Source organism: Oricola nitratireducens, assembly GCF_014904745.1.
GTDB classification, from domain to species: Bacteria; Pseudomonadota; Alphaproteobacteria; order Rhizobiales; family Rhizobiaceae; genus Oricola; species Oricola nitratireducens.
In genome coordinates this window covers 1-24,984 of record NZ_JACZCS010000053.1, presented here as the reverse complement: position 1 = coordinate 24,984, position 24,984 = coordinate 1, and the positions used below count along the sequence as shown (strand labels likewise).

Sequence of the window (24,984 nt, the reverse complement as noted above, 5' to 3'; positions counted from 1 at the left end):
GTTGGTCGCCACCTGATGGCGCTCCGAAGTGGCGGTTATCACGACACGGTCGACCGAAACGGATCTTCGCGCAGAAGCCAGCGCACAGTTCCGTTGAGCCGGCTTCGATCCACCAGACCCGAGCAAGTCACGCCGACAGCGAAGGCCGGTCAGACCGGAGTGCCCAAGCAACAACTTAACGCCACGTAAAGGAGGAAGTGCTTGGATGTCGGCAACATAGCCGGGTGCTAAAATGAAAAAACTCTACAGAAAACTCTTCGGAGCCTCCGCCGCTGTCGAAAATCCCGGGCCGGTGGACTTCAAGGCATTGACGGAACACAGCGGCGATCTCATTGTGCAGGTCGGCCAAGACTTCAAACTTCGGTACGTGTCTCCCTCGGCGAAAGCCATTCTCGGGTGGACGCCCGAAGAAATGCTTCATCAGCAGGTGAACCTGTTGAACTCCGATGACCGGCCCCGGATCGAGGCATCCATGCTGCGACTGGTTGCAGGCGCACCAAGGGAGCAAATTTCATTCAGGGTAAAGCGCAAGGATGGTGATTGGGCCTGGATGGAGGGCTCGGCCAGCATCATACGCGACGCTGAGTCGTCCGGAGACATGGTCGTCGTGATGCGAGATATTTCCGAACGCAAACGCATGGAGGAGGAACTCGGCGAGCTGGCTTTCCGGGACAAGCTCACTGGCATTGCCAACCGGCGGAAATTCGACGAGGTTTTGGAAAACGAATGGCAACGATGCCTTCGCAGCCAGGGCCACATGTCTCTGCTTCTTCTGGATATAGATCATTTCAAGGGGGTGAATGACCGGTATGGTCATCAGGTCGGTGACGATTGTCTCCGGTCTGTCGCGCAGACTGTCCAATCCCTCATATCTCGCCCCGCGGATCTCGTTGCCCGCTATGGCGGCGAGGAAATCGGGGTTGTCCTGCCGGATACCGATCAGGAAGGTGCACTGCAGATTGCCGAGACGCTAAGGCAATCCGTACAAGCACTCAGAATACCCAATCAGGACAATCATGAAGGCAGCGGGGTCGTCACGGTCAGCATTGGCGTTGCGACCGCATTTTCCCGCGTCGGTGGCCGGATAGCGATGCCGGAAGGCCTTCTCATGGCCGTGGATCACGCCCTGTACCAAGCCAAGCATGAAGGGCGGAACCGGGTGGCAAGTTCCATGCTGCTCATGTCGGCAGGCGAAGGCAATTCCAGCGCGTCTGCCGGTTAAGAAGAACCGGATTTTCCGACAGCCCGTTGCCTGCGCGAGAACGGCTTCTACAGCTCGCGCTCGATGGCGTGGAGCAGCCGGTATCGCAACGTCCCCGTGCCGCCGCCCAGCGAGATCACGAAACGCACATCGCCATGCTTGGCGGTCTTCGCGTAGCCCGTCAGCGTGCGGACGCCGGAGAACGTCCCCGTCTTGAACCGGGAGCCGCTCTTGGTTTTGCGCATCAGCCCGGCATGGGGCGCGAAGAGGTCGAGCACCCCGGCGAGGCCGCGGGCCGTGAAACGGTTGTCGCGGCTGATCCCCGACCCCTCGACAAGATGAATGGCGTCGGCGAGGCCGTGTTTGGCGAGGAACGCGTTGGCGACCAGCCTCGACTTGTCGAGACTGACCGGTCCGCCCATGCCGTGGGCGCCGATTTCCAGGAAGACCTGGTTGGCGATATAGTTGTTCGAGCCGAGGAGCAGCTGCCGCAGGATTTCCGAGAGGCTGCGCGACTGACGGTGGACATAGACCGGCTTTAGTCCGGCAGGGACGGAACCGGTCGAAATCCCGCCCTCGACGCTGCCGCCGGCCTGCTCGACGAAGGCGGCGAGCAATTCGCCGGCATATCGTACGCTCACGCTCGGGTCTTCCTGGGCGAGGCTGATGCGGCCCCGGCCGTTGGGACCGCGCGCCCGGAACTGGCTGATCGCCAGCGGCGTGATCGGGGTCTGTTTCTCGGCGGAGCGGACGGTCTTGCCGTTGCGCACGGCGTGGATCGTGTTGAAATTCACAGCGAAAGCCGAGTTCAGCGCGTCATAGGCTTCGCCGGTGCCCTCGATGCCCGGGATGCGGAGATCGGCAGGGTAGTAGCTTCCGTCGACCACGATGCCGGCAAACGGTTCCTTACCGGTCGCGGCGAGGAGCTTCGGCGCGAGCAGCGCCAGTTCCTCGGAGACCAGGAAGGGATCGCCGCCGCCGCGCACATAAAGCACCCGGTCCTTGTCCAGGTAGAAGCGGGTCTCGAAGCGGTAGCCGCCGCCCAGAACCTCCATGGCCAGCCATGCGGTAACGACCTTGGCGACGGAGGCCGGGACAAAGGGCTTCCCGGCATTCTGCGCGATCAGCTCGTTGCCGTCCTTGTCCAGCACGAGCACCAGCCCCGAAGGCGCCAGCGCCTCGATCTTCTCCCTGGCGCCGGCCATGGCCGGGGCGGACAGCAGCAGCACGGCGCAAATCATGGTGATCAGGCGAGACAGCATGGCGACTCCATCAAATGCAAGGCGTGTGGCAAGCCGGACAGCATGGCGTCCGCCTAACCGTTCAGCGCGGCGTTGACCGCGCGGGCGATGACGCGTTCCTCGTCGGTCCGGATCACCATGACACGGGTCTTGCCGGTTGCAAGTTCCAGCGCGTTTTCGGCATTCGCCGTCTCGTCGATCGCGATTCCGAGCCATTCCATGCCCTCGCAGACCTTGCGCCGCACGAGGGCCGAGTTCTCGCCGATACCGCCGCAGAAGACGAGCGCGTCGATCCCGCCCTGGCTGGCGGCCATCGCGCCGAGTTCGCGGCGGATGCGGAAGACGAAATAGTCGATGGCCTCGGCCGCTTCCGGCCGGTCGGAGGCCTCCAGTTCACGCATGTCGTTCGTCATGCCCGAGAGCCCCTTCAATCCGCTCTTCCTGTAGAGCAAATCGGTGATCTGGTCGGACGTCATCTTCTCGTGGTCCATCATGTAGAGCAGGACGCCGGGATCGAGCTGGCCGCAGCGCGTGCCCATCGGCAGGCCGTCCAGCGCAGTGAAACCCATCGTCGAGGCGACACTTCTGCCGTCGCGCACCGCGCACATCGAGGCGCCGTTGCCGAGATGGGCGATGACGACGCGGCCGTGTTGCAGCTCCGGCGCGATGCGGGCGATCTCGCCGGACACGTATTCGTAGGACAGGCCGTGAAATCCGTAACGGCGCACGCCGCGGTCGTACCATTCGCGCGGCAGGGCGAAGGTGTCGTTGACCCAGGGATGGGCGCGGTGGAAGGCCGTGTCGAAACAGGCGATCTGGACAGCGTCCGGAAAGGCTCTGCGCGCCGCGCGCACGGCGGCGAGATTGTGCGGCTGGTGGAGCGGCGCCAGCGGTTCCAGCTCCACAAGGCGCGCGATCGTCGCGTCGTCGAGGCGCACCGGTCTGGCAAAGTCGACGCCGCCGTGGACGACGCGGTGGCCGATGCCGGTCACGGCCTGCCCGTCGAGGAAGTCGTCGGCGTGATCGAGGATGGCGGTGAGGGCGGCTTCGTGGCTGACACGTCCGATCCCGATGCGCCTTTTCTCGCCGCCATGGTCGCCGATTTCGAGGATCGCGTCGTCGCCGATGTCCTCAACTTCTCCGCGCACGCGCTCCACGGGTTCTTCGCCGGCGCTGTAGATGGAGAATTTTATCGAGGACGAGCCGGCGTTGATGGTCAGGATCGCGCCGGGCGTCACGGGCGTTTTCTCCAGTCGTGATAGAGCGCGGCGACGGCGCAGGAAGCGAGGCGGGCCTTGTCATTGTCGGCGCGGCTGTTGAGTATGATCGGGCACATCGCGCCCATCACCACGCCTGCCGCCTCGGCATGGGCGACGAAGGACAGTTCCTTGGCCAGCATGTTGCCGGCCTCCATGTTCGGCACGACGAGGATGTCGGCGTGACCGGCGACGAGCGAGCGGATGCCTTTTGTCTTCGCCGCCTCGACGTCGACGGCGTTGTCCATGGCGAGCGGGCCATCGACAATGCCGCCCTTGATCTGGCCGCGATCGGCCATCTTGGAAAGGACGGCTGCGTCGATCGTCGAGGGGATCCTCGGATCGACGGTCTCGACGGCCGACAGGATGCCGACCTTCGGTTTCTGGATTCCGAGTGCAATGGCGAGATCGATGGCGTTCTGGGTGATGTCGACCTTTTCGTCGAGCGTCGGCGCGATGTTGATCGCGGCATCGGTGACCATCAGCAGGTGGTCGAGTCCGGGCACGTCCATGATGAAGACATGGCTGATGCGGCGTGCCGTGCGCAACCCGCCGTCGCGCTTGACGACATGATGCAGCAACTGGTTCGTGTGCAGGTGACCCTTCATGATCGCCTTGGCGCGGCCCTCATGGACGAGGCGGACAGCCTCGGCGGCCGCCTGGTCATGATCCGGGACGTCGATGATTTCGTAATTCGTGAGATCGGCGTCGAGCGCTTTTGCGACACGCGCGATCTTCTTGCGGTCGCCGACCAGGATCGGCTTGATCAGCGTGTGCTTGGCGGCGAGGAGGGCGCCGGCAAGCGCATTCTCCTCCTCCGGGACGGCAACGGCGGTCGGTATCGGGTCGAGCGGTTCGGCGAGTTCGAGCAGGCGGTCGAAATGCACGTGGCGGCGCACGGTCAGGCCGGGCAGATCGTCACCGTCGAAGGTGAAGCAGCGCTCCGGGGCGATCACCTCGGCTTCGCCCTCGACGATCCGGCGGCCATCGGACGTTTCGATCCAGGTGTCGAAACGGGCGATGCGCCCTTCCTCCTTCGCGGTCAGGCGTATCTTCGCGGTGAGTTCGTCGCCGTCACGCGTGCGGCCCAGGAAACGCAGCGTCTGGCTCTTGTAGAGCGTTCCCGGCCCGGGGAGCTGGTTTCCGAGCACCGCCGAAATCAGGGATGCGACCCACATCGACGGGGCGACGGCTTCATCCGGGACGCCGTCGCCGTCGTAATCCTCATGCGGCAGGTGTGCGGGATTGTGGTTGCCCGACGAATTGGCGAAGATGATGAAATCCTCCGTCCGGCAAAGACGCTTGATTTCGGCCTCCATGCCGACGGTCAGCTTGTCATAAGGCGTATTGGTGTAAATCGTCATTCGCTTTCGTCTCGGCAATCTCGATCGCTTTCCGGGGCGGCGGTGTCGACCTTCGCCCGCTTCTTTCTTTCAGATAATAGTTGCAGTTCCGTTCCCGCCGGGAAGCGAAAATACGTTCGTTCGCCGCAACCCTGACAGTGGCGCGTGACAGGCGTTTGGCGATTTCTCGCGGCGCGATTTTCAAATTTGACCTTTTGATAAAATTCAGTCATCTTTTTTATAGCGGCGCGGACAGGGCCGCAGGGCAACATGGTGTGGAGGGAGTGCCGCATGAACGCCAAACAAAGTGTCCGGGACGTGAAGGCGGGCCGCCTCGATGCGCGAGCCTATGGCGAACTCTTTTCGGACCTTCATCCGCCGCTCGATCATCACGAGGCCCGGGTCGAGGCGGACCGGTGCTACTTCTGCTACGACGCGCCCTGCATGACGGCGTGTCCGACCTCGATCGACATTCCGATGTTCATCCGCGAGATCGCGACCGACAATCCGCTCGGCGCGGCAAAGACGATCTTCGACCAGAACATCTTCGGCGGCATGTGCGCCCGCGTCTGCCCGACCGAAACGCTGTGCGAGGAAGTCTGCGTGCGCGAGACGGCGGAAGGCAAGCCGGTCAAGATCGGCCTGCTGCAGCGCTACGCCACCGACACCGCGATGCAGGCCGGCAAGCAGTTTTTCGAGCGCGCCGCGTCGACCGGCAAACGCGTCGCCGTCGTCGGGGCAGGGCCGTCCGGCCTTGCCTGTGCGCACCGTCTCGCCATGAAGGGCCATGACGTCGACGTCTTCGAGGCGCGCGAGAAACCCGGCGGGCTGAACGAGTTCGGCATCGCCAGCTACAAGACGCCGGGCGGTTTCGCGCAGAAAGAGGTGGATTACATCACGGCGATCGGCGGCATTTCCATGCATTACGGCAAGGCGCTCGGGCGCGACATCTCGCTGGAGAAGTTGGCCGGCGACTATGACGCCGTCTTCCTCGGCACCGGACTGGCCGGCGTCAACGCGCTCGGCGCGGCCGACGCCGAGGCCGAAGGCAGCCTCGATGCGGTGGAGTGGATCGGGAAACTGCGCCAGGCGGCCGATATTTCCAAGATCCCGGTTGGTTCCCGCGTGGTCGTGATCGGCGGCGGCATGACTGCTGTCGATGCGGCCGTGCAGGCCAAGGGGCTCGGCGCCGACGAGGTGACGATCTGCTATCGTGGCCCGAAGGAGCGCATGAAGGCGTCGGACTACGAGCAGGAACTCGCCAAGATTCGCGGCGTGACGATCCGTTACAACATGAACCCGATGCGCATGCTGACCCAGGACGGCGCCGTCACCGGCATGGAATTCGACCGCAATGGCGAGACGGTGACGATCGCCTGCGACGAGGTGATGAAGGCGATCGGCCAGTCCTTCGCCGCCGAGAGCCTGAACGGTTCGGGTGCGGCCATCGCGCTCGATGGCGGGCGCATCAGGGTCGATGACGAAGGAAAGACCTCGATGGCCAGGGTCTGGGCCGGCGGCGACTGCGTCAATGCCGGCGACGACCTGACGGTGACCGCTGTCGCGCAGGGCCGCGACGCGGCCGAAAGCATTCACCGCGCGCTCGGCGCCTGACGGACACCACGTGGCAAGGAGGACGCGCCATGGCTGATCTTTCGACGAATTTCCTCGGCATCAAGTCGCCGAACCCGTTCTGGCTCGCATCCGCGCCGCCGACGGACAAGCAATACAATGTCGAGCGCGCCTTCGAGGCGGGCTGGGGCGGCGTCGTGTGGAAGACGCTGGGCGAGGCGGGGCCGCCGGTCGTCAACGTCAACGGCCCGCGCTACGGCGCGATCTGGGGCGCCGACCGCCGTCTTCTCGGTCTCAACAATATCGAGCTGATCACCGACCGCGATCTCGAGATCAACCTGCGCGAGATCGCCGAGGTGAAGAAGAAATGGCCCGACCGCGCGGTCGTCGTGTCGCTGATGGTGCCCTGCGAGGAAGAGCCGTGGAAGAAGATCCTGGCCCGCGTCGAGGAGACCGGCGCCGACGGCGTGGAACTGAATTTCGGCTGCCCGCACGGCATGAGCGAACGCGGCATGGGCGCCGCTGTCGGCCAGGTGCCGGAATATATCGAGATGGTGGCGCGCTGGTGCAAGCAGCATTCCTCGATGCCGGTGATCGTCAAGCTGACGCCGAACATCACCGACATCCGCAAGCCCGCCGAAGCCGCGATGCGCGGCGGCGCGGACGCTGTGAGCCTGATCAACACGATCAACTCGATCACCGCAGTCGATCTCGACACGTTCTCGCCTGAGCCGTCGATCGACGGCAAGGGATCGCATGGCGGCTATTGCGGCCCGGCGGTCAAGCCGATCGCGCTTTCGATGGTTTCGGAAATCGCGCGCTATCCCGAGACGAAGGGACTTCCGATCTCCGGCATCGGCGGCGTGACGACGTGGCGCGACGCGGCCGAGTTCATCGCGCTCGGCTGCGGCACCGTCCAGGTCTGCACCGCGGCGATGACATACGGATTCAAGATCGTGCAGGAAATGATTGCCGGGCTTGAGAATTACATGGACGAGAAGGGCTTCGCGACGATCGAGGATTTCCGCGGCATGGCCGTGCCGAACGTCACCGACTGGCAGTATCTCAACCTGAATTACGTCACCAAGGCGAAGATCAACCAGGAAGCCTGTATCCAGTGCGGACGTTGCCATATCGCCTGCGAGGACACGTCGCACCAGGCGATCACCAGCATGGTCGACGGCCAGCGCCATTTCGAGGTGATCGAGGAGGAATGCGTCGGCTGCAACCTGTGCGTCAATGTCTGTCCGGTCGAGGACTGCATCACCATGGAGCCGATCTCCGGCGTCGATCCGCGCACCAAAAAACCGATCGATCCCGATTACGCCAACTGGACGACGCATCCGAACAATCCGGCGGTCTGGTCGAAACAGGCGGCGGAATAGGCAAGGGCGTTGCGCGGACAGGGGGCGGTCACGGGGTCGGGCAATGGCGCGATCCTGTCCAGGACGACGCATGCGACGGGCCGGGAGAAACTTCTCGGCCATCTCGCCATGGTGTCGTTCGCGCTGCTGATCGCGGGATCATTTTCTTTCGGCGCGCTGACCGCGCCGCATATCGGCTCGGCGCCGCTCAATGCGGTGCGTTTCACGCTCGCCGCCGCCGTCATCGCGGTGATCGCCTTCGGCGTCCGCCGCCAGCCCGTGCGCATTCCCGACGCGCCCTGGCGCTATCTCGTGCTCGGCGCGCTGATGGCGGTCTATTTCGTTACCATGTTCGTGGCGCTCGGCATCGCGAAGCCGGTCTCGGTCGGCGCCGTCTTCACGCTCAATCCGCTGCTGGCCGCCCTGTTCGGCGTGTTCGTCCTCGGGCAGCGGGCGCGGCCGGTGGTGATCGCGAGCCTGTTCGTTGCCGGCGCCGGCGCGTTGTGGGTGATCTTTCGCGGTGATCTCGAAGCGTTTCTGGGCTTGAGGATTGGCCGCGGCGAGGCGATCTTCTCGGTCGGGGTCGCCTGCCATGCGCTCTACGCGCCGCTGTTCCGGCGCATGGCGCGCGGCGAACCGGTGATCGTCTCGACGTTCTGGGTGCTTTTCTTCACCACGGTCTGCATCGCGCTTTACGGCGCGGGCGAGATTGTCGCGACCGACTGGACGGCAATGCCGCCGGTCGTGTGGCTCGCCATCGGCTATCTCTCGATCTTCGCGACGGCGACGACGTTCTTCCTGCTGCAATTCGCCTCGCTGCGCCTGCCGGCGGCGAAGGTCTTTGCCTATGGCTACCTGACCCCGGCCTTCATCATCGTCCTGGAAGGCCTGCTCGGCCATGGCTGGGCGAGCGGCGCGGTGCTCGCCGGCGCCGTGGTGATCGTCGCGGGGCTGGCGATCCTGGCGCTCGCGCCGGATGGCTGATCAGCGCGGCCGGATGCCGTTCAGGATGATCGACAGCACGGCCTGGGCGGCCTGTTCTGCGAAGCCCGGCCGGCCGGCCTGGGTGCCGGCGACGGCGCGGATCTGGACGTCGAAATCGGCGTAATGCTGGGTCGTTGCCCAGATCAGGAAGATCAGGTGGTAGGGATCGATCGGCGCGAGCTTGCCCTGGCCGACCCAGTGGCGGATGACCTTGGTCTTCTCGTCGACGAGATCCTTCAGCGTGGTCTGGAGGAACGTGCCGATGACGGGCGCGCCATGGATGATCTCGTTGGCGAATAGCTTGGAGGCCTCGGGCCGCTTCGCCGACATTTCCAGCTTGGCCGTGATGTAGCGGCGCAATTCCTCGATGGGATCGCCTTCCGGATCGATGGCGGCGAAAGGCGCGAGCCAGTCCTCCAGCGTCTGCTCCAGCACCTGCTGGTAGATCTGCTGCTTGCTCTTGAAATAATAGAGGAGGTTCGGCTTCGACATGCCGGCGCGCGACGCGATCTCGTCGATGGTCGCGCCGCGAAAGCCCGACACGGCGAACACGTCCACCGCGGCGTCGAGGATCGCCTTGCGGTTGGCTTCCTGGATGCGCGAAAGGGGTTTCGCCTCTTTTACGGCTTTGTTTTTGCTCTGGGGCATGTCGATCTTCATTCGCCCCCTTCTTCGCGGCTTGTCATATGAATGTAAAGCCACTTGACCGGCTTCGAAAGCTCTTTTAGCGTTCATTTTGACCAAACGGTCAAGCAATTGTGTGACGCTTTTCGACAGAGCCAAACGCGTCGATCGGCGGTATAAGCGATCTGTAAAGCAACAGAGAGCCCGGTCACGGGTCAGAGGTGAAAATAATGTCAGATCGAGCAGTGGCTCCGAACAATCTCGAAGCATTCTGGATGCCGTTCACGGCGAACCGCCAATTCAAGAAGAACCCGCGCATGCTCGTCGGCGCGGAAGGCATGCATTACCTCACCTCGGACGGTCGCAAGGTGCTCGACGGCACGGCCGGGCTGTGGTGCTGCAACGCCGGCCACGGACGGCCGAAGATCGTCGAGGCGATCCAGAAACAGGCCGCCGAACTCGATTACGCTCCGGCGTTCCAGATGGGGCATCCGAAGGCCTTCGAACTGGCGGCGCGGCTGGCGGCGAAACTGCCATCTCCGCTCGACCACGTCTTCTTCACCAATTCCGGTTCGGAAAGCGTCGATACGGCGCTGAAGATCGCGCTCGCCTACCAGCGCCAGATCGGCCAGGGCACGCGCACGCGCCTGATCGGCCGCGAGCGCGGCTATCACGGCGTCGGCTTCGGCGGCATCTCGGTCGGCGGCATCGTCGCCAACCGCCGCACCTTCGGCACGATGCTGACCGGCGTCGACCATATCCGCCACACGCATGACATCGCACGCAATGCGTTCACCCGCGGCGAGCCGGAGCATGGCGCCGAGTTCGCCGACGATTTGATCAGCGTGATCAACCTGCACGATCCGTCGACCATCGCCGCCGTCATCGTCGAGCCGGTCGCCGGATCGACCGGCGTGCTGATCCCGCCGAAGGGCTATCTGAAGCGCCTGCGCGAGATCTGCGACAAGCACGGCATCCTGCTGATCTTCGACGAGGTCATCACCGGTTTCGGCCGCCTCGGCACGCCGTTCGCGACCGATTATTTCGATGTCGTTCCCGACATGATCACCACCGCCAAGGGGATCACCAGCGGCACGGTGCCGATGGGCGCGGTGTTCTGCTCGTCGACGATCTACGACGCCTTCATGACCGGGCCGGAAAACATGATCGAGCTGTTCCACGGCTACACCTATTCGGCCCACCCGCTGGCCTGCGCGGCCGCGCTCGCCACGCTCGACACCTACGAGGAGGAAGGCCTGCTGACGCGCGGCGCGGAGCTTGCTGGTTACTGGGAAGATGCGGTGCATTCGCTGAAGGATTGCCCGAATGTCATCGACGTCCGCAATCTCGGCCTGATCGGCGCCGTCGAACTGGAGCCGATCGCCGGCGAGCCGACCAAGCGCGCCTTCTCGGCGTTCCTCGATGCCTATGAGCGCAACATCATGATCCGCACGACCGGAGACATTATCGCGATGTCGCCGCCGCTGATCATCGAAAAGGGCGAGATCGACGTCCTGATCGACACGCTGCGCACCGTGCTCAAGTCGATCCAGTAGGACGTTTTCGGGAGGAGAACATGGAAACGATCCGCAACGCCATCAACGGAAATCTGGCAGTCTCGTCGTCCTCGCGCACGCAGCCGGTGTTCAATCCGGCAACGGGCGAGGAGGCGGCGGTGCTGCCGCTCTCGACGGCGGCGGAACTCAACGAAGCGGTGGAGGCGGCGAAAGCCGCCTTGCCGGCCTGGCGCGACATGCCGCCGCTGAAGCGCGCGCGCTTCATGTTCAAGTTCAAGGAACTGCTCGACGCGCATGCCGACGACATCGCTCGCGCGATCTCGAAGGAACACGGCAAGACGCATGACGACGCGCTTGGCGAAGTGGCGCGCGGCGTCGAGGTGGTCGAGTTCGCCTGCGGCATCCCGCATCTCCTGAAGGGCGAATTCTCGCGCAATGTCGGCCCGGCGATCGACACCTGTGCCGACCGGCAGCCGCTTGGCGTCGTCGCCGGCATTACGCCGTTCAACTTCCCCGCCATGGTGCCGCTGTGGATGTATCCGGTCGCGGTCGCCTGCGGAAACACCTTCATCCTGAAGCCGTCGGAGCGTGATCCGTCCGCGCCGATGCTGGTCTACGACCTGTTCAAGCAAGCGGGTTTCCCCGACGGCGTGCTCAACGTCGTGCACGGCGACAAGGAAGTCGTCGACGCGATCCTCGACCATCCCGACATCAAGGCGGTGTCCTTCGTCGGCTCCACGCCGATCGCCGAATATGTCTATTCGCGCGGCACGGCCGCCGGAAAGCGCGTGCAGGCGCTGGGCGGCGCGAAGAACCACATGGTGGTGCTGCCGGACGCCGATATCGACAAGGCGGCCGACGCGCTGATGGGCGCGGGCTACGGTTCGGCGGGCGAACGCTGCATGGCGATCTCGGTCGCGGTGCCGGTCGGCGAGGAGACGGCGGACAAGCTGGTCGCCGCGCTCAAGCCCCGGGTCGAGGCGCTGAAGATCGGTCCGTCGACGGACTCCGATGCCGAGATGGGGCCGGTCGTCACCAGGCAGCACCAGCAAAAGGTGCTCGGCTATATCGACCAGGGCGTCAAGGAAGGCGCGGAGCTGGTCGTCGATGGGCGCGGTTTCTCGCTGCAGGGCTACGAAAACGGCTATTTCGTCGGCGGCACGCTGTTCGACCGCGTGACGACCGACATGCGCATCTACAAGGAAGAGATCTTTGGGCCGGTCCTGTCGGTGGTGCGCACCAATTCCTACGACGAAGCCGTCGACATGATCGACAAGCACGAATACGGCAACGGCACCGCGATCTTCACCCGCAACGGCGATGCGGCGCGCGACTTCGCCAACCGCATCGAGGTCGGCATGGTCGGCGTCAACGTGCCGATCCCGGTGCCGGTGGCCTATCATTCCTTCGGCGGCTGGAAGCGGTCGCTGTTCGGCGACCATTCGATCTACGGCTCGGAGGGTGTACGCTTCTACACGCGGCTGAAGACGATCACGACGCGCTGGCCGGACGACATCCACGAGGGAGCGGTCTTTACGTTCCCGAGCATGAAATAAGCAGAAGAAAGGGCGAGACATGGCGGCACCGGGAGAAAACCTCAGGATCAACGGGGACCGGCTGTGGGACTCGCTGATGGAAATGGCCAGGATCGGCCCGGGCGTGGCCGGCGGCAACAACCGCCAGACCGTGACCGACGAGGACGGCGAGGGCCGCAAGCTGTTCCAGAAATGGTGCGAGGATGCCGGCTGCAGCATGGGCGTCGACCAGATGGGCACCATGTTCATGCGCCGCGAGGGCACCGATCCCGACGCCTTGCCGGTCTATGTCGGTTCGCACCTCGATACCCAGCCGACCGGCGGAAAATATGACGGCGTGCTTGGCGTATTGGCCGGTCTCGAAATCGTGCGCACGCTCAACGATCTCGGCATCAAGACGAAGCACCCGATCGTCGTCACCAACTGGACCAACGAGGAAGGCACGCGCTTTGCCCCCGCCATGCTCGCCTCCGGCGTCTTCGCCGGCATTCACGAGCAGGACTGGGCCTATGACCGCGAGGACGCCAAGGGCAAGACCTTCGGCGACGAACTGGAGCGGATCGGCTGGAAGGGCGACGAGGAAGTCGGCGCCCGCAAGATGAAGGCCTTTTTCGAACTGCATATCGAGCAGGGGCCGATCCTCGAGGCCGAGGGCAAGGATATCGGCGTCGTCACGCACGGGCAGGGGCTTTCCTGGACGCAGGTGACGATCACCGGCAAGGAGGCGCATACCGGCTCGACGCCGATGCCGATGCGCAAGAATGCCGGGCTCGGCATGGCCAAGGTGCTCGAACTCGTCGACGAGATCGCCTGGAGCCACGCGCCGCATGCCGTCGGCGCGGCCGGCCATATCGACGTCTACCCGAATTCGCGCAACGTCATTCCGGGCAAGGTCGTGTTCACGGTCGATTTCCGCTCGCCGGATCTCGCCGTCATCACCGACATGGAAGAGCGCCTGAAGATCGGCGCCAAGGCAATCTGCGACGAGATGGGCCTCGGGGTCGAGTTCGAGAAGGTCGGCGGGTTTGATCCGGTGACCTTCGACGAGGACTGCGTCAAGGCGGTGCGCGACGCCGCCGACCGGCTTGGCTACTCGCATCGCGACCTGATTTCCGGTGCCGGACACGATGCCTGCTGGATCAACCGCGTCGCGCCGACGGCGATGGTGATGTGCCCCTGTGTCGACGGGCTGTCGCACAACGAGGCCGAGGACATTTCGCTCGAATGGGCGCGCGCCGGCGCGGACGTGTTGTTCCACGCGGTGGTCGAGACGGCGGGGATCACGGAGTGAGTGAATTGACGCGATCCAACGTCGTCCCGCTCGGGCTTGCGGACGAGCGTCAGCTCAGGATCGACCTCGCGGCAGCACTGCGCCTGGCGGCGCGATACGACTGGCACGAGGGCGTGGCGAACCATTTCTCCGCCGCCGTGTCGGCGGACGGCAAGCAGTTCCTCGTCAATCCGCGCTGGAAACATTTCTCCATGGCGAAGGCCTCGGAATTGCTGCTGGTCGACGCCGACGATCCCGACACGATGAAGCGTCCGGACGCGCCGGACCCGTCGGCATGGTCGATCCATTCGGCGATCCACCGCCGCCTGCCGCATGCCCGCGTGGCGCTGCATCTGCACCCGCCCTACGCGACGACGCTGGCGACGCTGAAGGACCCGACGATCAAGCCGATCGACCAGGTGACGGCGCGGTTCTTCAACCGCCTTGCCGTCGACAATGCCTTTGGCGGCATTGCCACCGGGGAAGCCGAGGGCGAGCGGATCGCGTCCACCATCGGCAACCATCGCGCCGTCATGATGGGCAATCACGGCGTCACCACCGTCGGCGAGACCGTCGCCGAGGCTTTCGACGCCATGTATCACCTCGAGCGCGCGGCTCGGACGATGGTTCTCGCCTATTCGACCGGCCGGGAGCTCAACGTGATGGACGATGCGCTCGCCGAGGCGACCGCTGGCGAGTGGGACGTCTACAAGGAGGCGGAACACGCCCATTTTGCGGAAATGAAGCGCATCCTGGATCACGAAGATCCGTCCTACGCGGACTGAGGAAGCGCGCAAGATCAATCGAATACGGGGAAAGCCGATGACCAGCACCATTATCAAGAACGGAACCGTCGTTACCGCCGACCTGACCTACAAGGCCGATGTGAAGATCGAGGACGGGGTGATCACCGAGATCGGCCCGAACCTCCATGCCGATCACGAGCTGGACGCGACCGGCTGCTACGTCATGCCGGGCGGCATCGACCCGCATGTCCATCTCGAAATGCCGTTCATGGGCACCTATTCCTCCGACGATTTCGAGAGCGGCACCCGCGCGGCGGTTGCCGGCGGCACGACGATGGTCGTCGATTTCTGCCTGCCGTCGCCGGGCCAGTCGCTGCTCGAGGCGATCCAGATGTGGGACAACAAGTCGACGCGCGCCAATTGCGACTACTCCTTCCACATGGCGATCACCTGGTGGGGCGAGCAGGTCTTCAACGAGATGGAGACGGTGGTGCGCGAGAAGGGCATCAACACCTTCAAGCACTTCCTCGCCTACAAGGGCGCGCTGATGGTCAATGACGACGAATTGTTCGCCTCGTTCCAGCGCTGCGCGGAACTGGGCGCGCTGCCGCTCGTCCATGCCGAGAACGGCGACGTCGTCGCGCAGATGCAGGCCAGGCTGCTCGCCGAGGGCAACAACGGCCCGGAGGGCCACGCCTATTCGCGGCCGCCGGAAGTCGAGGGCGAGGCGACCAACCGCGCCATCATGATCGCCGACATGGCGGGCGTTCCGCTCTATGTCGTGCACACGTCCTGCGAACAGGCGCATGAGGCGATCCGCCGTGCGCGCCAGAACGGGATGCGGGTCTATGGCGAGCCGCTGATCCAGCACCTGACGCTCGACGAGAGCGAGTATTTCAACAAGGACTGGGACCACTCGGCGCGCCGCGTGATGAGCCCGCCCTTCCGCAACAAGCAGCACCAGGATTCGCTGTGGGCGGGGTTGCAGTCCGGTTCGCTGTCCTGCGTGGCTACCGACCACTGCGCGTTCACCACCGATCAGAAGCGTTACGGTGTCGGCGATTTCACCAAGATCCCGAACGGCACGGGCGGACTGGAAGACCGTCTGCCGATGCTGTGGACCTACGGTGTCGAGACCGGCCGGCTGACGCCGAACGAGTTCGTCGCCGTTACCTCGACCAACATCGCCAAGATCCTCAACATGTATCCGAAAAAGGGTGCGATCCTTGTCGGCGCGGACGCCGACATCGTCGTGCTCGATCCGGAAAAGGAAAAAACCATCTCGGCCAAGACGCAGCAGTCGGCGATCGACTACAACGTCTTCGAGGGCAAGCATGTGAAGGGCTTGCCGCGGTTCACGCTTTCGCGCGGCAAGCTGGTCGTCGACGACGGCGCGGTGAAGACCGAGGAAGGCCACGGCAAATTCGTCAGGCGCGAGCCGTTCCAGGCCGTCAACAAGGCGCTGTCGACCTGGAAGGAACTGGTCGCGCCGCGCCCGGTCGAGCGTACCGGTATTCCGGCGAGCGGGGTGTGACCTGCGCATGCTTGCACCGGACAGACCGATGAACACCGTCATCCAGGCCGACAAACTCAATCTCACCTTCCAGACCAATGACGGGCCGGTGCATGCCCTGTCGGATATCGATCTCGCGATCGAGAAGGGTGAGTTCGTTTCGCTGATCGGTCCGTCGGGCTGCGGCAAGACCACGTTGCTCAGGGTGATCGCCGATCTCGAAAAGCCGACCGGTGGCACGATCACGGTCAATGGCATGACACCCGAGGAGGCGCGGCTGAAGCGGGCCTATGGCTACGTCTTCCAGGCGGCGGCGCTGTTTCCCTGGCGCACCATCGCCGACAATATCGCGCTGCCGCTGGAGGTGATGGGGCTGAGCGGCGACGAGCGCCGCAAGCGCATCTCCGACAATCTGGAACTGGTCGATCTCGCCGGATTCGGGAAGAAATATCCCTGGCAGCTCTCGGGCGGCATGCAACAGCGCGCCTCGATCGCCCGCGCGTTGGCAGTGCAGCCGGACATGCTGTTGATGGACGAGCCGTTCGGCGCGCTCGACGAGATCGTGCGCGACCACCTGAACGAACAGCTCCTCAAGCTCTGGGCGGCGACGCAGAAGACAGTGGTCTTCGTCACCCACTCGATCCCCGAGGCTGTCTTCCTGTCGACCAGGATCGTGGTGATGAGCCCGCGCCCGGGCCGCGTCCACGACGTCATCGATTGCGATCTCGGCTCCGAGCGGCCGCTCGACATCCGCGAGACGCCGGAATTCCTGAAAATCGCGCACCGGGTGCGCGAGGGCCTCAGGGCAGGGCATGCCTATGACGAGTGAGGCGACGCCGACATGCTGAAGTCACGCATTTTCCCCGTCCTCGCCGTCGTCGCGGCAATCGTCGCGATCTGGTACGTCGCCGCCGTGTTCATGAACGCGCCGGTGCAGCGCGACATGGACAAGCGCGCAGGCGTTACCTCGACGACCTGGCAACTGGTCGAAAAGACCATGAGCCAGGCCAAGCCGACGCTGCCCGCGCCGCACCAGATCGCCGTCAATTTCTTCGAGAACACGTTTCAGCGCAAACTCACCAGCAACCGCAGCCTCGTCTACAATGGCTGGGTGACGCTTTCCTCGACGCTGGCCGGCTTCGCCTTCGGCACCGTTCTGGGCATCGCGATCGCCGTCGGCATCGTGCACGTCAAATCGCTCGAGCGCAGCCTGATGCCGTGGATCATCGCCTCGCAGACCGTGCCGATCCTGGCGATCGCGCCGATGGTGATCGTGGTGCTCGGCGCGATCAACATCACCGGCCTCGTGCCGAAGGCGCTGATCTCGACCTATCTGTCGTTCTTCCCGGTCACGGTGGGCATGGTGAAGGGGCTGCGCTCGCCGGAGGCGATGCATCTCGACCTGATGCAGACCTACAATGCGAGCCTCGGCCAGACATTCTGGAAGCTGCGCGTGCCGGCGTCGGTGCCCTATCTCTTCACGTCGATGAAGGTCGCGATCGCCGCGAGCCTGGTCGGCGCGATCGTCGGCGAACTGCCGACCGGCGCCGTGGCCGGCATCGGCGCCAAGCTGCTCGCCGGCTCCTATTACAGCCAGACCGTCGACATGTGGGCGGCGCTCGTCATGGGCTCGGTGCTGGCGGCGCTGCTTGTCTTTTCGGTCGACATCGTCTCGCGGGTCGTCAACCGCATGATGGGGGGAAGGCCGGCATGAGCATGCTGCTACGCTCCTGGCAGGCCGTCGCCGCCGTGATCCTGACGGTCCTGGCGCTGATCAGGCTGCCGATGTTCGGCGACGGCGCGACCACGCCGCCCGGGAATGCGACGCTGGCTATAGTCGTGATCCTCGCCCTCATCGGCGCTTTTTCGGCCCTGCTGGTGTCGAAGAGGCAGGCCGTCGCCGCGATCCTGTTCGTGACCGCTCATGCCGGCGCCTGGCTTCTGTTCTCCGCCCTGTTGGGCAATGAGGGGCAGGCGCGCGCGCCGTTCTTCCTGCTGATCGCCGCGCTCTGGCTGCTTGCCTGGGCCTGCGTCACCCAGCTCTCCGCGCTCCGCCCTGAATCGCGCGAGGCCGCCACGCTTGTCCGGTTGCTCATTCCGGCGATCTTCGGCGCCTGGGTGCTGATCCTCTGGGAGGCGGCGACGCGCGGGTTCGGCATTCCCTTCATCCTGCTGCCGCCGCCGTCGGCGATCGGCGCGCGTATCGCCAATTCGCTGCCGGTTCTGGCTGCCGATGTCCGCCAGACCATCTTCAAGGCGGTGCTGTTCGGTTACGTGGTCGGCTCGGGGGCGGGTTTCGTCGTCGCGATCCTCGCCGACCGCGTCGATTTCCTGCGACGCGGGCTGTTGCCGATCGGTAATTTCGTCTCGGCGCTGCCGATCATCGGCATCGCGCCGATCATGGTCATCTGGTTCGGTTTCGACTGGCAGTCGAAGGCCGCCGTCGTCATCATCATGACGTTCTTCCCGATGCTGGTGAACACGGTGGCCGGGCTTACCGCCGCGGGCCACATGGAGCGCGACCTGATGCGCACCTATGCCTCCAACTACTGGCAGACGCTGTTCAAGCTGCGCCTGCCGGCGGCGATGCCGTTCATTTTCAACGCCCTCAAGATCAATTCGACGCTGGCGTTGATCGGCGCGATCGTCGCGGAATTCTTCGGCACGCCAATCGTCGGCATGGGATTCCGCATCTCGACCGAAATCGGCCGGCTCAACCTCGACATGGTCTGGGCCGAGATCGCGGTTGCCGCGCTTGCCGGTTCGGTTTTCTATGGTGCCGTCGCCCTTGCCGAAAGGGCAACGACATTCTGGCATCCGTCTATCCGTGGTGGCTAGACGCAAATCGTGTTCCCGCTTCCCGCGGGTTCGCGGAACAACGCAGAGGGAAAGGCGAAAAGGGTAAAGACATGAAGAAAATAATGATGTCCCTGATGGTCGGTGCGATGTCGCTCGCAACCGTACAGGCGATGGCCGCCGACAAGCTGACGCTGCAGCTGAAATGGGTGGCCCAGGCGCAGTTCGCCGGCTACTTCGTTGCCAAGGACAAGGGCTTCTACGACGAGGAAGGCCTTGACGTCACGATCAAGCCGGGCGGCCCGGATATCGCGCCGGAACAGGTGATCGCCGGCGGCGGCGCCGACGTGATCGTCGACTGGATGGGTGGCGCGCTGGTCGCCCGCGAGAAGGGCGTTCCGCTGGTCAACATCGCCCAGCCCTACGAGAAGGCTGGCATGGAAATGGTCTGCCCGGCTGATGGACCGGTCAAGTCGACCGATGACTTCCCGGGCCATACGCTCGGCGTCTGGTTCTACGGCAACGAATATCCGTTCTTCGCCTGGATGAACAAGCTCGGCTATTCAACCGACGGCGGACCGGACGGCGTGACCGTGCTGAAGCAGTCCTTCGACGTGCAGCCGCTGATCCAGAAGCAGGCCGACTGCATCTCGGTCATGACCTATAACGAGTACTGGCAGCTGATCGACGCCGGCTACAAGCCGGAAGACCTGATCGTCTTCAACTACTCGGAAATGGGCAATGATCTGCTCGAGGACGGCCTCTATGCGATGGAAGACAAGCTCGCCGATCCGGCCTTCAAGGCAAACATGGTCAAGTTCGTCCGCGCTTCGATGAAGGGCTGGAAATACGCTCTGGAAAATCCGGACGAAGCGGCCGGGATCGTCATGGACAATGGCGGCCAGGACGAGAACCACCAGAAGCGGATGATGGGCGAAGTCGCCAAGCTGATCGGCGACGGTTCGGGCGTGCTCAAGGAAGACGTCTACGAGCGCACCGCCCAGGCTCTTCTCGACCAGAAGATCATCGAAAAGGAGCCGACCGGCGCCTGGACGCACGCGATCACCGACGAGGCTCTCAAGTAAGAGCCGGTTCGCCGACGATCCGAAAAGGGAAGGGCGGGGCCGCGATGCGGTCCCGCCCTTTCTGCTTGTTCCGGAGTCGCTTGCGCGGTTTTCCCGACAGTCTGATTCAGGCCGCGATCGCGGCCTCGGGCGGTTCCTTGGCGCCGGTCATGAAGGCCACCGCGTCCGACATGGTGTAGTCCTTCGGATTGATCACGCACAGGCGTTGCCCCAGCCGGTGGACATGGATGCGGTCGGCGACCTCGAAGACATGCGGCATGTTGTGCGAGATCAGGATGATCGGGATACCGCGCGAACGCACGTCGAGAATGAGTTCGAGCACCCTTCGGCCTTCCTTGACGCCGAGCGCCGCCGTCGGCTCGTCGAGGATGATGACCTTCGATCCGAAGGCCGCCGCGCGAGCCACGGCGATACCCTGGCGCTGGCCCCCCGACAGGGTTTCGACCGCCTGGTTGATGTTCTGGATCGTCATCAGTCCCAATTCGGAGAGCTTCTCGCGCGAGAACTTCTCCATCGCCTGCTTGTCGAGCCTGCGCAGCCACTTGCCCATCACGCCGGGCTGCCGGATTTCGCGGCCCATGAACATGTTGTCCGCGATCGACAGGGCCGGAGACATGGCGAGCGTCTGGTAGACCGTCTCGATTCCCGCGCCCCGCGCCTCGATGGGAGACGCGAAGCGGGTCGGCTTGCCGTCCAGCCAGACTTCGCCCTCATCCGGCTGAACGGCGCCCGACAGCGACTTGATCATCACCGATTTACCGGCTCCGTTATCGCCGATCACGGCCAGGATTTCGCCCGGATAGAGATCGAAATCGCATCTGTTGAGCGCGGTGACCCTGCCGAAGCGCTTGACGAGACCGCGTGCTTTGAGAATGGGTTCCATTATGCCGATACCTTTCTGATCCACTGGTCCACCGCGACGGCGCCGATGATCAGCGCGCCGATGAGCAGGAAGGTCCATTGCGGGTTGGCGCCTGCCATGCGCAGGCCGAGTTCGAAGACGCCGACGATCAGCGCGCCGAAGAAGGCGCCCAGGATCGAACCGCGTCCGCCGAAGAGCGAGATGCCGCCAATGACCACGGCTGTGATCGACTGGATGTTGCCGATGACACCGGTGGTCGCGGACGGCGACACCGAGCCGTAGCGGCCGATCATCACCCAGCCGGCGAGACCGCAGATGAAGCCCACCAGCATGTAGACGGACATCAGCGTGTTGTGCACGTTCACGCCGGCGAGTTCGGCGGCCTCGGGATCGTCACCCACGGCATAGACGTGCCGTCCCCAGGCGGTGGACCGCAGTGCGTATGCGAGAACGAGCACGAGGATCAGCATCAGGAGCACGCCGAACGTCAATGTCGCGCCGCCGAATTTGACCGTGTTTCCGAGATACTGCAGGAACGGAGCCTGTTGCTCGATATCCTGGGAGCGTATCGTTTCGTTTGCCGAGTAGAGATAGTTCGCCGCCAGCACGATTTGCCACATGCCGAGCGTGACGATGAAGGGCGGCAGTTTCACGCGGGAAACGAGCCAGCCATTGATCCCGCCGATAGCGGTCCCGATGGCGAGGCCGCAGACCACCGCGAGGTGCGGCGGGAGCCCGTAGCGGAATGTGAACTGTCCCATGATCACCGAGCACAACACGGCGAGGGCGCCGACGCTGAGATCGATCCCGGCCGTCAGGATGATCAGGGTTTGCGCCGCCGCCAGCACACCGACGATCTGGACCTGCTGAAGGATCAGGGTCAGGGCAAAGGGCGAGAAGAACTTGTGGCCCAGAACCAGTCCGAAAATGAGCGTGGCCGCAACAAGGACGATCAGCGGCACGATGGCCGGCGTCGAGTGCAGTACTTCATGGAAGCGGCCCACCAGGCCCTTGTGACGTTCCTCGAACGCCGCGACATCGGTCGACGCACCGGCCGCCGCGGCCTCGAAATTTTCCGTATGTGTGGTTGGCGTGGACATGTAACATCCTCCCTTCCGGCAGGTGCCCAGGTCCCGCCGGCTGTGCCGGATAATGACAGATCTGTCGCGAATTGTCGCGAGGTGCGAGGGGAGGGCGCATCGCGCCCTCCCGGATCAACCGGCGATCAGCCCCAGCAGAGCTTCAGGCCTTCATCGACCGAAATCGAGTCGACCCCTTCGACCGGCTGGTCCGTCACCAGGGACACGCCGGTGTCGAAAAAGTTCTTGCCCTCGGTCGCCTGGGGCTTGGTGCCGTCCTTGGCGTAGGCGGCGATCGCCTCGATGCCCTTGGACGCCATCAGCAGCGGATATTGCTGCGATGTCGCGCCGATGATGCCTTCCTTGACGTTCTGGACGCCGGGGCAGCCGCCATCGACCGACACGATCAGGACGTCGCCCTCGCGGCCGATGGCCTTGAGCGCCTCGTAACCGCCCGCGGCGGCCGGCTCGTTGATGGTGTAGACGACATTGACGAACGGATCCTTGGCGAGAAGGTTCTCCATCGCCTTGCGGCCGCCTTCCTCGTTGCCGGCTGTGACGTCGTGGCCGACGATGCGCGGATCGTCCTCGTCGCCCCATTTGTTGGGGTCCTTGGTGTCGATGCCGAAGCCGGTCATGAAGCCCTGGTCGCGCAACACGCCGACGGTCGGTTGCGACACGTCGAGGTCAAGAAAGGCGATCTTGGCGTCGGCGGCCGCATCGCCGAGCTTGCCCTTTGCCCACTGGCCGATCAGCTCGCCGGCCTTGAAGTTGTCGGTGGCGAAGGTCATGTCGGCCGCGTCCACCGGATCGAGCGGGGTGTCGAGCGCGATCACGAGGATGCCGGCGTCGCGCGCCTTCTGCACCGACGGCACGATCGCCGAGGTGCTCGACGCGGTCAGCAGGATGCCCTTGGCGCCATTGGCGATGCAGGTTTCGATCGCCGCGACCTGGGTTTCATTGTCGCCGTCGACCTTGCCGGCGTAGCTGTTCAATTCGATGCCGAGTTCCTCGGCCTTTGCCGTGGCGCCTTCGCGCATTTTCACGAAAAAGGGGTTGGTGTCGGTCTTGGTGATCAGGCATGCGCCGACCTTGTCCTGCGCGCTGGCGGGAACGATGGAGGCGGCGCCGATAGCGAGCGCAGCAACGGTGGTTGCGAGAAGGGTCTTGTTCACGATTTTCCTCCCAGAGTTGACATTTCCGGCCCCTGGTCAGGGCCGGCCAGGAAGCGGGCGGACGGTGCTTCATCACGCGTCCATTGCCCGAACCTGCCTTCAGGGAACACCAACAAAATGACCGTGTCAATAACTAATTCACTCTTATTTAATTATTGACAGAAGCGCCGGTTTGCAGACAAACTGCCGCCAGGGACAACGCCGTGTGCTAGGAGCCGGCGTGTCTACCGGGGCAGGGCAGTGGGAGGCTGCATGACGATACAGCCAGACGCGCGCGACGTTTCACCGGCCGATGGCGGTCCGGCGCAGATGCGCGGAACCAACCAGAGCGGAATGCGCGCCTATAACGAGAAGCTGATCCTGACGCTTCTGCGCAGGAACGGCGCGCTGGCGAAATCCGACCTCACCCGGCTGACCGGGCTTTCGGCGCAGACGACGTCGGTGATCATGCGCAGCTTGGAAAAGGACGCGCTGGTCGTGCGAGGAGAGCCGGTGCGCGGCCGCATCGGGCAACCGTCGGTTCCGTTCTCGCTCAATCCCGAAGGCGCCTATTTTCTAGGCCTCAAGATCGGAAGGCGCAGCGCCGAAGTCGTGCTGATCGACTTCCTCGGCAAGCCGCTGCAGCATCGCCAGCTGATCTACCCCTATCCGGTGCCCGACGCGATCCTCCGGTTCGCGAATGAAAGCATCGTCGCCATCCTGTCCGGCCTGACCGAGTCGAAGCGCAAGCTGGTGGCGGGGCTCGGCGTCGGCATGCCGTTCGAAATCTGGAACTGGGCCGACATCATCGGCGCGCGCCAGGACGAGATGGATGCGTGGCGGCAGACCGATATCCGTGCCGAACTCGGCACCAATTATCCGTTTCCGGTCTATGTGGAAAACGACGCGACCTCGGCCTGCGGCGCCGAGCTCGTCTTCGCCGAGCGCCAGGCGAATTCCGAGTTCCTGTATTTCTATCTGGGTACCTTCATCGGCGGCGGCGTCGTGCTGAACGGAAGCCTCTTTGTCGGGCGAACCGGCAATGCGGGGGCGCTGGGGTCGATCCTCGTCACCGACCAGAACGGCAAGCCGCGCCAGTTGATCGAGCTCGCGTCGCTGCACACGCTCGACAAGCTGGTGACCGAGGCGGGGGGAGAGTCCGCCCCGATCTGGCTGTCGCCTGCGGACTGGGGCGACCTCGGAACCGCGCTCGACGACTGGCTGGAAGCCAGTGCGCCGCCGCTGGCGCAGGCCATCGTGTCCGCCTCGGCGGTCATCGAGTTCGAGCTTGCGGTGATCGACGGCTGGATGCCGGTCGAAGTCCGCGCGCGCCTCGTTGAAGAAGTGCGCTCGGCGATGACGAAACTCGATGCCGAGGGGATCAGGCTGCCGGTCGTCGAGGAAGGCATCGTCGGCGCGGAAGCGCGCGTCATCGGCGCGGCGAGCCTGCCGCTGTTCGACAAGTTCATGGTCGACCAGAACACGCTGACGCGGGGCATCCGCGATGCCGATCGGGCTTGATCCCGTTCCTGGCCCGGACCTGCCCGCAAGGCTGACCTCATTCGAGTTTTCGGGGCGGCTGGTCCCGGTCGCCTGCGCCTGCCGGATTGTCCGAAAATCGTGATCGCAGGTCATTGACTTGCCGCGACCGGCGTTGCTTTTGTGCGCGGGGCCCGCCTGGCGGGCTTCGGGATTGCGGCCGATGCCGCCAATGAGAACATGGAAGGTGATATGATGGGCGATGTTACGGCGCCGGATCTCGGCTCGTTCAACTGGGAAGACGCGTTCCGGCTGGAAGACCAGCTGACCGACGAGGAACGCCTGATCCGCGATGCCGCCAGA

General features: G+C 64.2%; 21 protein-coding genes. 14 read left to right on the top strand and 7 right to left on the bottom strand.

All coding sequences use genetic code 11. From position 1 onward, the window contains the following. The first annotated feature begins 232 nt into the window (after positions 1-232). The gene (locus IG169_RS23270) at positions 233-1,222 is read left to right on the top strand and encodes a GGDEF domain-containing protein (RefSeq protein WP_193178672.1); all 990 of its coding nucleotides are present in this window, start codon (positions 233-235) and stop codon (positions 1,220-1,222) included. Between the two features lie 47 nt (positions 1,223-1,269). On the opposite strand, the gene IG169_RS23265 is transcribed toward IG169_RS23270, so the two are convergent. From IG169_RS23265 to IG169_RS23255, 3 genes are read right to left on the bottom strand one after another with little or no spacing between them, the layout of a single operon-like run. Further along, entirely contained in the window at positions 1,270-2,463 is a 1,194-nt protein-coding gene (locus IG169_RS23265) for a D-alanyl-D-alanine carboxypeptidase/D-alanyl-D-alanine-endopeptidase (RefSeq protein ID WP_193178671.1), read from the bottom strand. 53 nt (positions 2,464-2,516) lie between these two features. Next, positions 2,517-3,680 carry an acetate/propionate family kinase gene (locus IG169_RS23260; protein WP_193178670.1) on the bottom strand — a complete coding sequence of 388 codons (1,164 nt, stop codon included), beginning with the start codon at positions 3,678-3,680 and terminating at the stop codon, positions 2,517-2,519. Continuing rightward, positions 3,677-5,062: a bifunctional enoyl-CoA hydratase/phosphate acetyltransferase gene (locus tag IG169_RS23255; protein ID WP_193178669.1), complete on the bottom strand. Its 1,386-nt coding sequence runs from the start codon at positions 5,060-5,062 to the stop codon at positions 3,677-3,679. Before IG169_RS23255 ends, IG169_RS23260 begins: the two co-directional genes overlap by 4 nt. Positions 5,063-5,332: 270 nt before the next feature. Here IG169_RS23255 and IG169_RS23250 point away from each other — a divergent pair, with 270 nt between their 5' ends. From IG169_RS23250 to IG169_RS23240, 3 genes are read left to right on the top strand one after another with little or no spacing between them, the layout of a single operon-like run. Beyond that, the gene (locus IG169_RS23250; RefSeq protein ID WP_193178668.1) at positions 5,333-6,655 is read left to right on the top strand and encodes an NAD(P)-dependent oxidoreductase; all 1,323 of its coding nucleotides are present in this window, start codon (positions 5,333-5,335) and stop codon (positions 6,653-6,655) included. A gap of 29 nt (positions 6,656-6,684) precedes the next feature. After that, a complete protein-coding gene (preA, locus tag IG169_RS23245) occupies positions 6,685-7,998 on the top strand; it encodes an NAD-dependent dihydropyrimidine dehydrogenase subunit PreA (protein WP_193178667.1) in 1,314 nt (437 codons plus the stop codon). 9 nt (positions 7,999-8,007) lie between these two features. Next, entirely contained in the window at positions 8,008-8,961 is a 954-nt protein-coding gene (locus IG169_RS23240; protein ID WP_246717550.1) for a DMT family transporter, read from the top strand. Here IG169_RS23240 and IG169_RS23235 read toward each other — a convergent pair whose 3' ends face one another. Next, complete coding sequence (locus IG169_RS23235) at positions 8,962-9,609, bottom strand: TetR family transcriptional regulator C-terminal domain-containing protein (protein ID WP_246717549.1); 648 nt, start codon at positions 9,607-9,609, stop codon at positions 8,962-8,964. It lies immediately after the preceding gene. A 206-nt stretch (positions 9,610-9,815) separates the two neighbouring features. Between IG169_RS23235 and aptA the strand changes: the two genes are divergently transcribed. The 9 genes from aptA to IG169_RS23190 all read left to right on the top strand — a co-directional run bounded on the left by aptA (position 9,816) and on the right by IG169_RS23190 (position 20,047). Further along, a complete protein-coding gene (gene aptA / locus IG169_RS23230) occupies positions 9,816-11,141 on the top strand; it encodes an omega-aminotransferase AptA (protein ID WP_193178665.1) in 1,326 nt (441 codons plus the stop codon). Positions 11,142-11,161: 20 nt separating this feature from the next. After that, positions 11,162-12,658, top strand: a complete 1,497-nt coding sequence (locus IG169_RS23225; RefSeq protein ID WP_193178664.1) for a CoA-acylating methylmalonate-semialdehyde dehydrogenase — start codon at positions 11,162-11,164, stop codon at positions 12,656-12,658. A 19-nt stretch (positions 12,659-12,677) separates the two neighbouring features. Then, entirely contained in the window at positions 12,678-13,928 is a 1,251-nt protein-coding gene (locus tag IG169_RS23220; protein ID WP_193178663.1) for a Zn-dependent hydrolase, read from the top strand. Positions 13,929-13,933: 5 nt separating this feature from the next. Further along, complete coding sequence (locus tag IG169_RS23215; protein ID WP_246717548.1) at positions 13,934-14,692, top strand: class II aldolase/adducin family protein; 759 nt, start codon at positions 13,934-13,936, stop codon at positions 14,690-14,692. A gap of 37 nt (positions 14,693-14,729) precedes the next feature. Further along, positions 14,730-16,187: a dihydropyrimidinase gene (gene hydA, locus IG169_RS23210; RefSeq protein WP_193178661.1), complete on the top strand. Its 1,458-nt coding sequence runs from the start codon at positions 14,730-14,732 to the stop codon at positions 16,185-16,187. 28 nt (positions 16,188-16,215) lie between these two features. Next, positions 16,216-16,995, top strand: coding sequence for an ABC transporter ATP-binding protein (locus IG169_RS23205; RefSeq protein ID WP_193178660.1), 780 nt, complete (start codon positions 16,216-16,218; stop codon positions 16,993-16,995). 12 nt (positions 16,996-17,007) lie between these two features. Then, the gene (locus IG169_RS23200; RefSeq protein ID WP_193178659.1) at positions 17,008-17,880 is read left to right on the top strand and encodes an ABC transporter permease; all 873 of its coding nucleotides are present in this window, start codon (positions 17,008-17,010) and stop codon (positions 17,878-17,880) included. Then, positions 17,877-19,004 (top strand): ABC transporter permease, encoded by a 1,128-nt coding sequence (locus tag IG169_RS23195; RefSeq protein ID WP_193178658.1) that lies wholly within the window; start codon positions 17,877-17,879, stop codon positions 19,002-19,004. The genes IG169_RS23200 and IG169_RS23195 overlap by 4 nt, the downstream gene beginning before the upstream one ends. Before the next feature lie 71 nt (positions 19,005-19,075). Next, complete coding sequence (locus IG169_RS23190) at positions 19,076-20,047, top strand: ABC transporter substrate-binding protein (RefSeq protein ID WP_193178657.1); 972 nt, start codon at positions 19,076-19,078, stop codon at positions 20,045-20,047. 106 nt (positions 20,048-20,153) lie between these two features. On the opposite strand, the gene IG169_RS23185 is transcribed toward IG169_RS23190, so the two are convergent. The 3 genes from IG169_RS23185 to IG169_RS23175 form a co-directional block, all read right to left on the bottom strand. Further along, the gene (locus IG169_RS23185; RefSeq protein WP_246717547.1) at positions 20,154-20,930 is read right to left on the bottom strand and encodes an ATP-binding cassette domain-containing protein; all 777 of its coding nucleotides are present in this window, start codon (positions 20,928-20,930) and stop codon (positions 20,154-20,156) included. Beyond that, on the bottom strand, positions 20,930-22,009 hold the full coding sequence (locus IG169_RS23180; protein WP_193178655.1) for an ABC transporter permease: 1,080 nt from the start codon (positions 22,007-22,009) through the stop codon (positions 20,930-20,932). Before IG169_RS23180 ends, IG169_RS23185 begins: the two co-directional genes overlap by 1 nt. 125 nt (positions 22,010-22,134) lie before the next feature. After that, complete coding sequence (locus IG169_RS23175) at positions 22,135-23,163, bottom strand: substrate-binding domain-containing protein (RefSeq protein WP_193178654.1); 1,029 nt, start codon at positions 23,161-23,163, stop codon at positions 22,135-22,137. 252 nt (positions 23,164-23,415) lie between these two features. On the opposite strand from IG169_RS23175, the gene IG169_RS23170 reads away from it, so the two are divergent. Next, the gene (locus IG169_RS23170) at positions 23,416-24,663 is read left to right on the top strand and encodes an ROK family transcriptional regulator (RefSeq protein WP_246717546.1); all 1,248 of its coding nucleotides are present in this window, start codon (positions 23,416-23,418) and stop codon (positions 24,661-24,663) included. The last annotated feature ends 321 nt before the right edge of the window (positions 24,664-24,984 follow it).

Coding starts and splice junctions, on each gene's coding strand:
- hydA (WP_193178661.1), top strand. CDS start 14,730: ATGACCAGCACCATTATCAAGAACGGAACCGTCGTTACCGCCGACCTG.
- IG169_RS23205 (WP_193178660.1), top strand. CDS start 16,216: ATGAACACCGTCATCCAGGCCGACAAACTCAATCTCACCTTCCAGACC.
- IG169_RS23180 (WP_193178655.1), bottom strand. CDS start 22,009: ATGTCCACGCCAACCACACATACGGAAAATTTCGAGGCCGCGGCGGCC.
- IG169_RS23255 (WP_193178669.1), bottom strand. CDS start 5,062: ATGACGATTTACACCAATACGCCTTATGACAAGCTGACCGTCGGCATG.
- aptA (WP_193178665.1), top strand. CDS start 9,816: ATGTCAGATCGAGCAGTGGCTCCGAACAATCTCGAAGCATTCTGGATG.
- IG169_RS23220 (WP_193178663.1), top strand. CDS start 12,678: ATGGCGGCACCGGGAGAAAACCTCAGGATCAACGGGGACCGGCTGTGG.
- IG169_RS23185 (WP_246717547.1), bottom strand. CDS start 20,930: ATGGAACCCATTCTCAAAGCACGCGGTCTCGTCAAGCGCTTCGGCAGG.
- IG169_RS23235 (WP_246717549.1), bottom strand. CDS start 9,609: ATGCCCCAGAGCAAAAACAAAGCCGTAAAAGAGGCGAAACCCCTTTCG.
- IG169_RS23200 (WP_193178659.1), top strand. CDS start 17,008: ATGCTGAAGTCACGCATTTTCCCCGTCCTCGCCGTCGTCGCGGCAATC.
- preA (WP_193178667.1), top strand. CDS start 6,685: ATGGCTGATCTTTCGACGAATTTCCTCGGCATCAAGTCGCCGAACCCG.
- IG169_RS23195 (WP_193178658.1), top strand. CDS start 17,877: ATGAGCATGCTGCTACGCTCCTGGCAGGCCGTCGCCGCCGTGATCCTG.
- IG169_RS23265 (WP_193178671.1), bottom strand. CDS start 2,463: ATGCTGTCTCGCCTGATCACCATGATTTGCGCCGTGCTGCTGCTGTCC.
- IG169_RS23190 (WP_193178657.1), top strand. CDS start 19,076: ATGAAGAAAATAATGATGTCCCTGATGGTCGGTGCGATGTCGCTCGCA.
- IG169_RS23225 (WP_193178664.1), top strand. CDS start 11,162: ATGGAAACGATCCGCAACGCCATCAACGGAAATCTGGCAGTCTCGTCG.
- IG169_RS23170 (WP_246717546.1), top strand. CDS start 23,416: ATGACGATACAGCCAGACGCGCGCGACGTTTCACCGGCCGATGGCGGT.
- IG169_RS23250 (WP_193178668.1), top strand. CDS start 5,333: ATGAACGCCAAACAAAGTGTCCGGGACGTGAAGGCGGGCCGCCTCGAT.
- IG169_RS23270 (WP_193178672.1), top strand. CDS start 233: ATGAAAAAACTCTACAGAAAACTCTTCGGAGCCTCCGCCGCTGTCGAA.